The 12285-nt window shown below is 74.6% G+C and carries 8 protein-coding genes; 4 read left to right on the forward strand and 4 right to left on the reverse strand.

The features are described from left to right. Positions 1-3 precede the first annotated feature (3 nt). Entirely contained in the window at positions 4-1662 is a 1659-nt protein-coding gene (locus H7X46_RS24825) for an NAD(P)/FAD-dependent oxidoreductase (protein ID WP_186361653.1), read from the forward strand. A gap of 7 nt (positions 1663-1669) precedes the next feature. Here H7X46_RS24825 and H7X46_RS24830 read toward each other — a convergent pair whose 3' ends face one another. Beyond that, positions 1670-1930: a hypothetical protein gene (locus H7X46_RS24830; RefSeq protein ID WP_186361654.1), complete on the reverse strand. Its 261-nt coding sequence runs from the start codon at positions 1928-1930 to the stop codon at positions 1670-1672. Between the two features lie 123 nt (positions 1931-2053). On the opposite strand from H7X46_RS24830, the gene H7X46_RS30940 reads away from it, so the two are divergent. After that, complete coding sequence (locus H7X46_RS30940; protein ID WP_186361655.1) at positions 2054-2833, forward strand: GAF domain-containing protein; 780 nt, start codon at positions 2054-2056, stop codon at positions 2831-2833. A gap of 99 nt (positions 2834-2932) precedes the next feature. Continuing rightward, positions 2933-4690, forward strand: a complete 1758-nt coding sequence (locus H7X46_RS30945) for a helix-turn-helix domain-containing protein (protein WP_186361656.1) — start codon at positions 2933-2935, stop codon at positions 4688-4690. Between the two features lie 9 nt (positions 4691-4699). Here H7X46_RS30945 and putP read toward each other — a convergent pair whose 3' ends face one another. Together putP and H7X46_RS24850 are read right to left on the reverse strand one after the other, a co-directional pair. Continuing rightward, positions 4700-6211, reverse strand: coding sequence for a sodium/proline symporter PutP (gene putP / locus H7X46_RS24845; protein WP_186361657.1), 1512 nt, complete (start codon positions 6209-6211; stop codon positions 4700-4702). Positions 6212-6245: 34 nt separating this feature from the next. After that, the gene (locus H7X46_RS24850; protein WP_186361658.1) at positions 6246-9707 is read right to left on the reverse strand and encodes a bifunctional proline dehydrogenase/L-glutamate gamma-semialdehyde dehydrogenase; all 3462 of its coding nucleotides are present in this window, start codon (positions 9705-9707) and stop codon (positions 6246-6248) included. A 115-nt stretch (positions 9708-9822) separates the two neighbouring features. On the opposite strand from H7X46_RS24850, the gene H7X46_RS24855 reads away from it, so the two are divergent. Beyond that, positions 9823-10716, forward strand: a complete 894-nt coding sequence (locus H7X46_RS24855; RefSeq protein ID WP_186361659.1) for a LysR family transcriptional regulator — start codon at positions 9823-9825, stop codon at positions 10714-10716. A 52-nt stretch (positions 10717-10768) separates the two neighbouring features. Here the strand turns inward: H7X46_RS24855 and H7X46_RS24860 are convergent, their stop codons facing one another. Beyond that, the gene (locus H7X46_RS24860) at positions 10769-12199 is read right to left on the reverse strand and encodes an MFS transporter (protein ID WP_186361660.1); all 1431 of its coding nucleotides are present in this window, start codon (positions 12197-12199) and stop codon (positions 10769-10771) included. Positions 12200-12285: the final 86 nt, after the last annotated feature.

Genomic DNA, 12285 nt, shown 5'->3' on the forward strand with positions numbered 1-12285 from the left:
CCGATGGACGCCGAGCGCCCGGTCACCGCGTTCGGACCGGACTTCCCGTTCCCGTTCGACGAGTGGGTCGCCCACCCGGCCGGGCTCGGCCGGGTCCCGGACGACCGGCTCGGGACCGAGGTCGCGATCGTCGGTGCGGGCGTGGCGGGGCTCGTCGCGGCCTACGAGCTGATGCGGCTGGGCCTGCGGCCGGTGGTCTACGAGTCGTCGCAGTTCGGCGGGCGGCTGCGCTCGCAGCCGTTCGAGGGCGCCGACGGGATCGTCGCCGAGCTGGGCGGCATGCGGTTCCCGCGCTCGTCCACGACGTTCCACCACTACGTGGACCTGCTCGGGCTGCGCACCGAGCCGTTCCCCAACCCGCTCACGCCGGCCGCCGGCAGCACGGTGATCGACCTGCACGGCGAGACGTACTACGGCCGCACCCTGGCCGACCTGCCGCAGTTCTTCACCGAGGTCGCCGACGCGTGGACCTCCGCGCTGGCCGAGCGCGCCTCGTTCGGACCGCTGCAACGGGCGATCCGGGAGCGGGACGCGGCCACCGTCAAGCGGCTGTGGGACGCGCTGGTGCCGCGCTGGGACGACCGGACGTTCTACGACTTCGTGTCGACGTCGACGGCGTTCTCCGACCTGTCGTTCCGGCACCGGGAGGCGTTCGGGCAGGTCGGGTTCGGCACCGGAGGGTGGGACTCGGACTTCCCGAACTCGATGCTGGAGATCCTGCGGGTCGTGCTGACCGGGTGCGACGAGGACCAGCTGCTCGTCGTCGGCGGGGTGGAGCAGCTCCCGCAGGGGCTGTGGCGGCGCAGCCCGGACGGCCTCGCGCACTGGCCGGCCGGGACGAGCCTGTCGTCGCTGCATGGGGGCGCGACCCGCCCGGGTGTGGCCCGGATCCAGCGGGTGGCCCCGGGGACGATCCGGGTCACCGACGTGTACGGCGTCGCCCGCGACTACGGCTGCGTGCTCACCACCTGCCAGAGCTGGCTGCTGTCCACCCAGATCGACACCGACGAGTCGCTGTTCAGCCAGGAGCTGTGGATGGCACTCGACCGGACCCGCTACATGCAGTCGACGAAGACGTTCGTGATGGTCGACCGGCCGTTCTGGCGCGACGTCGACCCGGCGACCGGCCGGGACGTCATGAGCATGACCCTCACCGACCGGCTCACCCGCAGCACCTACCTGTTCGACAACGGCGACGACCGGCCGGGCGTGATCTGCCTGTCGTACTCGTGGATGAGCGACTCGCTGAAGATGCTGCCCTACCCGGTGACCCATCGCGTCGAGCTGGCGCTGCGTGCCCTGCGGCAGATCTACCCGCAGGTCGACATCGCCTCGCACGTCATCGGTGACCCGATCACCGTCACCTGGGAGTCCGACCCGCACAGCCTCGGCGCGTTCAAGGGGGCCCTGCCCGGCCACTACCGCTACAACCGGCGGATGTACTGCCACTTCATGCAGGACGGCCTCCCGCCGGCAGAGCGCGGGATCTTCATGGCGGGCGACGACGTGTCGTGGACGCCGGCCTGGGCCGAGGGCGCGGTGCAGACCGCCCTCAACGCGGTCTGGGGGATCCTGCACCACCTCGGCGGGGCCTGCGCCCCGGACAACCCCGGACCGGGTGACCGGTTCGGCGAGCTCGCGCCGCTGGCGCTGCCGGACTGACCGCCGGTCAGCCGGCGAGGCCGACGACGACGCCCAGCCCTGCGAGCGCGCACCCGGCGAGGGTGACGGCGATCGACGCCCGGAGCCACAGGTCGGCCGGGGCGCTCGCGGTGGAGCCCGCGTCCACCGCGCCGTGCACCTGGGCGACGGCCTGGCGGCGCCGCAGCGCCCGCGCCGCGGCCAGGTAGCCGGCGGCGTCGCGGGTGGCGAGCCCGGCCCTGCGCCGCACGTCGACGTGCGCGTTCAGCTCCGCCGCGTCACCGGTCATGGCCGCTCCTCCCGCGTCCGGTCGGTGGCTCCAGGGTAGCCGAGGCAGCGGCCCCCGGACGACCTGATCACGCGACCCCCGGATCCGGTACGGTCCGCCGGTCGGACGAGTCGAGGGGGGTCGGTGGCAGGACGGCGACGGTGGCTCCCACCGGCTGCCTGGTGGAACCTGCCGCTGCCGGCGGTCGCGTCGTCGGCGGCGTGGATCACGCAGGTCTACTTCAGCGAGAACCTCTCCGGGGTCACCCAGGCGTCGCTGGTCACGATCGGCGTGCTCGCGTCGGCGCTGACCGTGCTGCTGCCCGCGCTGGAGATCCGGCGCGAGCGCGGCCGGATCGCCACCGCCGAGCGGATGGCCGCGGAGAAGCTCGCCGAGTACAAGGTGACCACCAACGACATGCTGATCCCGCTGTCGCTGGCCGTGACCGACGTGCTCACCGCGCCGACCGCGATCGCGCGCCGGGAGGCCCGCCAGTCGCTGCGCCAGATGACCGTCGGCTTCGCCGCCGAGTACGTCGGCCCGGAACGCAGCCGGTCGTGCTTCTACGGGCTGGAGGACGACCCGGAGACCGGCGGCCGGACGCTGCGGCTGCGTGCCTGGCACGGCCGCAACAAGCCGCCGCGGGCCCGCTTCGATCCGGCCGACCCGGCGGAGGCGCAGGTGTTCGCGCTGGTCGACAGCCTGGACTCGATGATCGTCACCGACGTCCAGGCGATCCACCTGCTGGGCTGGACCGACATCGCCGAGTACCGGACGTTCATCGCGGTCACCGTCGCCGCCGGGGAGCGTCCCCTCGGGCTGCTGACCCTGGACTCGCTGCACCCCGGCGACCTGAGCGACGAGGACCTGGACCTCGTGCGGCTGTTCGCGCAGCTGCTGGCGGCGGGCCTGTCGGTCCGCTGAGCTCCGCCGGCCGCCGCTCCGTGTCCGAAATCCGGACACCCCGCGGCCTTGACCCGGGGCGCACGATGTGACCGACGACACGAGGAGGTGCCTTCGCCGGTGACGGACATCGCGGACCGCCGGTTCCAGCTCGCCGCGGCGCGCGCGGACTTCCTCGAGGGAGGGCTCGACCCGGGGCGCGGTGCCGTCCCCGGCCACGTGGTCGCGTCCTGGCGGCGCAGCCTCTCGTGCGGCGTGCAGCCCTCGGCCGTGGAGAGCCCCTACTTCACCGGGCTGGACTTCGGGTCCCGGCTCGTCCGGTGCGCCGAGCCGGTGATGGACCAGCTCGTCGAGCAGCTGGGCGCCCTCCCGATGTGCGTGGCCCTGACCGACGGCGACGCGCGCATCCTGGTGCGCAAGGACGGCGCCCCGTCGTTCGCCCGCGTGGCCGACCGGCACTCGTTCGCGCAAGGATTCGGCTACGCCGAGCGGTCCGTGGGCACCAACGGCGTCGGCACGGTCCTGGAGTCGGGCCGGTCGGTCGAGATCTTCAGCGCCGAGCACTTCGTCGAGTCCCTGCAGCCGTTCGCGTGCACCGGGGCCCCGGTGCGGGACCCGTTCACCGGACGCATCGAGGGCGTGCTCGACATCAGCTGCTACGCCGAGCACTCGACGCCGATCCTGCACTCGCTGGTGCGGAGCGCCGCGGCACGGATCGAGCAGGACCTGGTCGCCGACCGGAACCAGGGCCAGCAGGCGCTGTTCGACCTGTACTCGCGGGTCGAGGCACGCGGCCGGGGCGCGGTCCTCGCCGTCGGCCCCCGGATCGTCATGGCGAACACCCGGGCCCAGACCGCGATCGACCAGTCCGACCAGGCCGCACTGCACGACCACGTGCGGTTCCTGATGGTCCACCACGCCCGGGTCGACGACCGGATCGACCTGCCCTCGGGCACCCGGGTCCGGCTCCGGGGCTCGACCGTCACCGCGGGCGACGAGGTCGCCGGGATGGTGTGCCTGCTGACGGTGCTCGACGAGCCCGGCACCACGACGGCGGAGGCCCCGCCGCGGGTGGTCGACAGCGGTACCCCGGCCTGGTCCGCCGCCGCGGCCGCGGCCGGGGCCGCGGTGGACCGCGGCGAGCCGGTCCTGGTGCTCGGCGAGCCCGGCAGCGGCCGGTCGGCGCTGCTGCGGGAACGGTTCCGGGCACGGCACCCGCGCGGCACGGTCGTCGCCGTCCCGGCACGGGAGGTCGCCGACGACCCGCACGGCGTCGCCGCCCGGCTGGCCACGCCCCCGGCGACACCGACCCTGCACGTCCTGCAGGAGATCGAGCGGGTGCCCGGCGCGGCGATGGGCGAGCTCGTCGGCGCCCTGCAGCCGGACGGCACCCGGATCGGGACGCTCGGGGCGACCGCGTCCGGGACGGCGGAGTTCGGCCCGTTCCACCAGGCACTGCTGGGCCTGTTCACGACGTCGGTCGTCGTGCCACCGCTGCGCCATCGCGGCACCGACCTCCCGGCGCTCACGGCCGCGCTGCTGGCGGAGCTGGCGCCGCACCGGGAGGTGCACCTGTCCCGGGAGGCGCAGCGGGTCGTCGCCGGCTACCGCTGGCCCGGCAACATCCGTGAGCTGCGGGACGCGCTGGCCGCGGCGCTCCGGGCCCGGCCGGTCGGGCCGATCGAGGCGGCCGACCTGCCGGCGTACTGCCAGAGCGTGCCGCGCAGCGCGCTGCGTCCCGTGGACCAGGTCGAGCGGGACGCGATCGTGGCCGCGCTCCGGGAGGCGAACGGCAACCGGAAGGCCGCCGCCGCGGCGCTCGGCCTGGCCCGCTCGACCCTGTACCGGAAGATCCGCCAGTACGGCATCAGCGGCTGAGCCGGGCGGTCAGGACGCCGTCGCCCTCGAGGCACCGGCGAGCTCGACCGCCGCGTCGAACTCGCGGTCGATCTCGGCGTCCGCGGACCAGGTCCACCGGCTCACCACGACGGCGACCAGCACGTTGACCAGGAAGGCGGGCACGATCTCGTACAGCTCGACCCCGCCGATCAGCGGCCCGTAGGCGTCCCAGACGAACACGGTGACCGCGCCGGCGACCATGCCGGCCAGCGCGCCCCAGTTCGTGAGCCGGCGCCAGAACAGGCACAGCAGGATCGCCGGCCCGAACGAGGCCCCGAACCCGGCCCAGGCGAACCCGACCAGGTCGAGGATGGTGTCGCTCGGGTTGATCGCGAGCAGGCCCGCGATCACGGCCACGGCCAGCACGCACACCCGGCCGAGCGTCATCAGGGCGCGCGGCGAGGTGTCCCGGCCGACGACCTTGTAGAGGTCCTCGACGAACGCCGACGAGCAGACGATCAGCTGGCTGGACACGGTGCTCATGACCGCCGCCAGCACCGCGGCGAACACGAAGCCGGCGACCAGCGGGTGCAGCAGGATCTCCGACATCGCCAGCACCACCAGCTCCGGGTTGTCCAGCGGGTGCCCGGTGCGGTGGAAGAACGCGATGCCGACGGCGCCGCACGTGACCGCGCCGACCAGCGACACGATCATCCAGCTCATCCCGATGCGGCGCGCGGCGACGGCCGACGCGGCGTCGCGCATGGCCATGAACCGCACGATGACGTGCGGCTGGCCGAAGTAGCCCAGCCCCCACGCCGCGGCGGAGACGATGCCGAGGACGCTCGCCGCGGACAGGCCCGCACCGCCCAGCACCGACAGGCGCTGCGGGTCGACCTCCCGGATCCCGGCCGTGGTCTCGGCCGGGCCGCCGACCACGGCGATCGCGATGACCGGCACGACCACCAGCGCGATCATCATCATCACGCCCTGGGCGACGTCGGTCAGCGACGCGCCGAGGAACCCGCCCATCGTCGTGTAGAGCAGGGTCACGGCGGCGACCAGCACCATCCCGGTCAGGTACGACCCGCCGAAGGTGAGCTGGAAGAACTCGCCGCCCGCGACCATCATCGACGACACGTAGAACGTGAAGAACACCAGGATGATCAGGCCGGAGACCACGCGCAGCGCCCGCGAGGTGTCGCGCAGGCGGTTCTCGAAGAAGCTCGGGATCGTGATCGAGTTCTGCGCGACCTCGGTGTAGGACCGCAGCCGGGGGGCCACGTACCGCCAGTTCAGGTACGCACCGGCGGTCAGGCCGATCGCGATCCACACCTCGACCAGGCCCGTCGCATAGATCGCCCCGGGCAGGCCCATCATCAGCCAGCCCGACATGTCCGACGCGCCCGCGCTGAGCGCGGCCGCCCAGGCCGGGAGCCGGCGCCCGCCCAGCAGGTAGTCCTCGTGGTCGGTGGTCCGCCGGTAGGCGTACCAGCCGATGCCGACCATCGCCGCGAAGTAGGCGACCAGCGCGGCGATCTGGAAGGTCTGGTCCGACATGACGGAGCTCCTTTGCTCGTGGCGGGAGGACGGTCTACGAGGCGGCCGGCACGACGGCCGGGACATCGTAGGGATGCGGTGTCCCGAACCGGTGCGCGGTCACGGAGACGGCCTGCTCGCGCAGGAAGGTCAGCAGCTCGACCCGCCCCGCGGAGACGACCGGGCCGTCGTAGACCGCCAGCGCAGGCGATCCGCCGGTCGCCGTGACGACCTCGTCGGCTCCGGCCCCGACGAGCCGGAGCCGCCCGCCCCGGACGCCGAGCTCGCGGGCGTGGGCCCGCCAGGCACCGGTGTCCTCGTGCCGCACCGACGCGCCGAGCGCGACGAGCCGGTCGTGCAGCGGCGCGGGCAGCGGCGCGGCCGTGCTCACGGTGACCGGCGCCGTGGCCCGGGCACCGGCGGCGACGATCCGCAGCAGCTCCACCGGGCGGTCACCGGCGTAGCGGACGGTGACCGGTGTTGGGTGGTAGCGCAGCACGTTGTGCTCGCAGGTCAGGCCGGTGGCGTCGCGGGCGACGCCGAACTCGTCCCGCCAGGCCGCGGCGTCGGTGGCCAGCGCGCCGGCCAGCCAGGCCAGGTCGTCGTCGCCGATCCCGGCCGCCCGGGCGCCGTGCAGCACCTGCCGGGCGAGCGGGTCGTCGTCACCGGTGGAGCGGACCGGGGCGTCGGTCCAGCTCCCGAGGCCGACCAGGTAGTTCGGCCCACCCGCCTTGGTGCCGGCGCCGACGCATGACTTCTTCCACCCGCCGAACGGCTGGCGCTGCACGATCGCGCCGGTGATGCCCCGGTTGACGTAGAGGTTGCCCGCCTCGACCGTGCGCAGCCAGGTGTCGATCTCGTCCGGGTCGAGCGAGTGCAGGCCCGAGGTGAGCCCGTACTCGATCCGGTTGACCAGGGCGATCGCCTCGTCGAGGGTCTCCGCGGTCATGATCCCGAGCACCGGTCCGAAGTACTCGGTGAGGTGGTACTCCGACTCGGGGCGCACGCCCTCCCGGACCCCGGGCCGCCACAGCGTCCCGGCCTCGTCGAGGCGCTCCGGGGTGATCACCCAGCGCTCCCCGGGGCCGAGCGTGGTCAGCGCCGATGCCAGCTTGCCCCCTGCCGGGCCGATCAGCGGCCCGACCTGGGCGCCCTCCTCCCACGGTCGCCCGACCCGCAGCGAGGACACCGCGTCCAGGAGCTGGCGGCGGAACCGCTTCGAGGTGGCGACCGATCCGACGAGCACGACCAGCGACGCGGCCGAGCACTTCTGCCCCGCGTGCCCGAAGGCCGAGCGGGCCACGTCCCGGGCGGCCAGGTCGAGGTCGGCGCTGGGCGTCACGATGATCGCGTTCTTGCCGCTGGTCTCGGCGAGCAGCGGCAGGTCCGGCCGCAGCGAGCGGAACAGCTCGGCGGTCTCGTAGGCACCGGTGAGGATCACCCGGTCGACGTGCGGGTGCGCGATGAGCTCGGGCCCGAGGTCGCCCTCGTCGAGCTGGACGTAGCGCAGCACGTCGCGCGGGACCCCCGCCGCCCAGAGCGCCTCGGCCACCACCGCGCCGCAGCGCCGGGCCGGCTCCGCCGGCTTGAACACCACCGGCGAGCCCGCGGCGAGCGCCGCCATCGTCGACCCGGCCGGGATCGCCACGGGGAAGTTCCACGGCGGGGTCACCACGGTCAGCTGCGACGGCGTGAACCGCGCACCCTCGACGGTCTCGAGCCGGCGGCCCGCCTCGGCGTAGTAGTGCGCGAAGTCGATCGCCTCGCCGACCTCCGGGTCGCCCTGCTCGAGCACCTTGCCGCACTCCGAGCCCATGACCTCCAGCAGGTCCGCGCGCCGGGCCGCGAGCTCCTCGCCGGCCCGGTGCAGGATCTCGGCCCGCTTGTCGGCGCCGAGCGCGCGCCACTGCTCGCCGGCCGACCGGGCACCGGTCACGACCTGCTCCAGCTCGTCCCGGGAGGTGATCGTGCCCTCCGCCGCGGTCCGCTCGCCGAGCACCGAGTCCCGCATCCGGGCCCGGATCGCCGCCCCCCACCCCCGGTTCACCGCGACCGCGGTGTCGGTGTCGGGGGTGTTGGCGAACCCGTGCAGCGGCGCCGGCGGCTCCGGCCGGGTGCGGTCCTGCACCCGGTTCGGGGCGGGCGGCTCGGCCGGCATCGCGGCGACCGAGCCGAGGAACCGCTGCTTCTCCCGCTCGAACAGGCCCGGGTCGGAGTCGAGGTCGAAGGCCGCCGACATGAAGTTCTCGTGCGAGGCCCCCTCCTCGAGCCGCCGGATCAGGTAGGCGATCGCGACGTCGAACTCGTCCGGGTGCACGACCGGGGTGTAGAGCAGCAGCGAGCCGACGTCGGCGCGGACCGCCTCGGCCTGCGCGGTCGCCATGCCGAGCAGCATCTCGACCTCGATGCCGTCGGTGCAGCCCCGGCGGGAGGCGAGCAGCCAGGCCAGCGCGATGTCGAACAGGTTGTGGCCGGCGACGCCGATGCGCACGGCGGCGGTGTGCTCGGGGCGCAGCGCGTGGTCGAGGACGGCCTTGTAGGAGGCGTCGGACTCCTGCTTGCTGCCGCACGTCGCCAGCGGCCAGCCGTGGAGCTCGGCGTCGACCTGCTCCATCGGCAGGTTGGCCCCCTTCACCACCCGGACCTTGATCGGCGCGCCGCCGCGGGCGACCCGGGCGGCCGCCCACTCCTGCAGCCGCACCATCACCGACAGGGCGTCGGGCAGGTAGGCCTGCAGGACGATCCCGGCCTCCAGGTCGTGGAACTCCGGCCGGTCGAGCAGCGCCGTGAAGACCGCGAGGGTGAGGTCGAGGTCCTTGTACTCCTCCATGTCGAGGTTGAGGAACTTCGGCCCGCCGCGCGCCGTCCGGGCCAGCCGGTACAGCGGCACGAGCGCCTCGACGGCGTCGGTGACCGCCCGGTCGAACGACCACGGGTCGTGCGGGGCCACGGTCGACGACACCTTGATCGACACGTAGTCGACGTCGTCGCGGGCGAGCAGCGCGCGGGTGCCCTCCACCCGCCGGGCCGCCTCGTCCTCGCCGAGGATCGCCTCGCCGAGCAGGTTGATGTTGAGCCGGGCGTCCTGGCGGGTGCGGCGGATCTGCCGGAGTGCCGGCCCGAGCCGGCGCTCGGACGCGTCGACGACCAGGTGGCGGACCATCCGGCGCAGGGAGGCCCGGGCGACCGGGACGACGACGCCCGGCAGCACCTTCCCGACGAGCGCGCCGGTGCGGACGGCGGCCCGCAGCGGCAACGGCAGGAAGCGCGGGATGATCGGCACCAGCGACGCCAGGTGCCGGGCCGCGGCCCGCGGGTCCTCCGGGCGGATCACGCCGTCGACGAACCCGACCGTGAACGCCAGCCCGTTCGGGTCGCGCAGCACGCCGGCGAGCCGGCGGGCCGAGGCGTCCTCCGGCTCGTTGCGGCTGGCCTCCAGCCAGCGCCGGGCGAGGGCGACGGCGTCGTCCGCCAGCGCCTCGTCGATGACCGTGGCGGTCGGCTGCTCGGTGCCCATGCCGTGCTCCCCTCGTCGAGCGTGCCTGTCGTTCCGAGAACGGTCGCAGCCCGCACGTTTCGAGAAAAGCGGCAATAATCGAAGACCGTCGTTCGGATCTGCCGAAAGGTGTGCCATGTGGGACCTGCACCGGCTCCGGCTGCTGCACGAGCTGCGGCTCCGGGAGACCGTCACGGCGGTGGCACGCACGCTGAACTACAGCCCGTCGAGCGTGTCCGCGCAGCTGGCGAAGCTGGAGGACGAGGTCGGTGTCCCGCTGTTCGAGCCCGACGGCCGGCGCATCCGGCTGACCGCCCACGGCCGGCGCATCGCCCGGCACGCCGCCCAGGTCCTCGACCTGGAGGAGGGCGTGCGCAGCGAGCTGGAGTCCACCCGGCCGATCGAGGAGACCGTGCGCGTCGCGACCCTGGAGACGGCCGGGCGCGCCCTGCTCCCCCGGGCCCTGACCCGGCTGCGCGGCACGGCCCCGCACCTGCGGGTGGAGGCCGCCGTCGTGCCGCCGGAGACCGGGCTGACCGAGCTGGAGGCCCGCGGGTTCGACCTGGCCGTCGCCGAGCAGTACCCGGGGCACACCCGGGCCCACCGCGACCGGCTCGACCGGGAGGCCCTCGGCACCGACCCGGTGCGGCTGACCGTGCCGGAGGGTTCGGGCATCCGCCACCTCTCCGAGACCGCGGGCCTGCCGTGGATCATGGAGCCGGAGGGCACCGCGGCCCGTTACTGGACGGTGCAGCAGTGCCGGGCCGCCGGGTTCGAGCCCGACATCCGGTTCGACTCGGCCGACCTGGAGATCCACGTCCATCTCGTGCGGGCCGGGCACGCGGTCAGCCTGCTGCCGGACCTGGTGTGGACCGGCAACACCGACGGGATCCGGCTGATCGGGCTGCCCGGGCCATCGCACCGGGAGCTGTTCACCTCGGCCCGCCGGGCGGCCGCGTCACGGCCGGCGATCCGGACCGTGCGGACCGCGCTGCGGGAGGCGTTCGCCGACGTCAACACCCCGGCATGACACCCCCGCACCACCCGCCCCGGCCACACCCGGGGGCCCGCTCACGAAACGCTCACCGAACCCGGGGACGCTCACCCGATCGCGCGAGCGCGGCCGAGTTCCGTGAGCGTTTCGGGAGGGTGCGCAGCGCGGCGCCGGTCCCGGCCCGCCGGCCGTGCAGGATGCCGTTCGCCAGGTGGATGCCCCGGGGGACGTCCGTGATGAGCGCGGCGACGTCGCCGAGCGGGCTGTCGTCGGCGTCCGCCCGCCGGTGGACGCGGCCGCCCGCGGTCGAGACCATCCGGGTCAGGCACCAGGCGGCGGCGGTCGCGGCGAGCAGCAGGCCGGCGAGCGCACCGGTCGCGACGCCGAGCGGCACGACCGTGGCGAGGACCCCGACGGCGATCGTCGGGATGCCCGCGCCGAGGTAGTAGACGACGTAGGCGGTGGCGGTGAGGCCGGCCGCGCGGTCGCCGACCGCGATCGTCTCGACGACGCCGTGGGCACCGCCGTAGGCCAGGCCGTGGCCGAGCCCGGCCACGACCGCGGTGGCGAGCACCAGCGGGAGCGGACCCACCGCACCCGAGGTCACGAGCACGACGAGGCCGCCGCCGAGCAGGGCCAGCCCGGCCAGCTGTGCCCGGCCGGCCCCGAGCCGGGCCAGCAGGGCCTGCGCCGGCAGGGACGCGAGGACCACGAGTGCCGCCACGGCCCCCAGCACGGTCGTCCCGACGTCACCGGAGGCGCGGGTCAGCACGCTCGGGACCAGACCGAGGAACAGGCCGACCACCGCCCAGGAGACGAACCCGTTCGCCATCGCGGCGAGGAACGGCCCGCGGTCGCGGGTCGGCAGCTGCGGGACGGCCGTCGGCCGGCCCCGGAGGACCACACCGGGCGCCGGCCCCGGCACCGGCCCGAGCCAGGCGTACACGGCGGCGACGAGCCCGGCGTGCACGAGGTGCGGGGTCGCGTACGGGGCCGGGACGAGGTCGGCCAGCAGCCCGGTCAGGCCCGGCCCGGCGGCCGTCCCGACGAGGAAGGCCAGTGCCCCCGCCGCGGCCACCCGGCGCCGGCGGGTGCGGGACGGCGTACCGGCCAGCACCGCCATGCCCGCCCCGGTCGCCGCGCCCAGCGCGACGCCCTGCAGTACCCGGCCGACGACGAGCCACGCCGTGGCGTCCCCGATCGCGAAGCACACCGATCCGAGCGCCGCGACGGCGAGGCCGGCGCGGACCATGCGGACCCGGCCGATCCGGTCCCCCAGCGGGCCGAGCACGAGCAGCGCCGGGACGCTCACCGCGGCGTAGACCGCGTAGATCAGCGTCAGGGTGAGGTCGTCGAAGCCGAGGCGCTCCTGGTAGCCGGGGTAGAGCGGGCTGGCCATGTTCGCACCGAACGCGAGCAGCGCCAGCGCCGCCGCCATCGCGAGCGGGCGGGGCTCGGCGGGCCGGCGGCCGCGCGCGAGCGTCGCACGGAGGGAACCGGGGGCGGCGATCGACTGCATGACCCCAGGCTCGGCGACCGGATCGACTCACAACATCGAAAGATCGAACGAAGAACCGTGTACGTTCCGAACACGGACCATCATTG

It is taken from the genome of Pseudonocardia sp. C8 (assembly GCF_014267175.1).
GTDB lineage: Bacteria > Actinomycetota > Actinomycetes > Mycobacteriales > Pseudonocardiaceae > Pseudonocardia.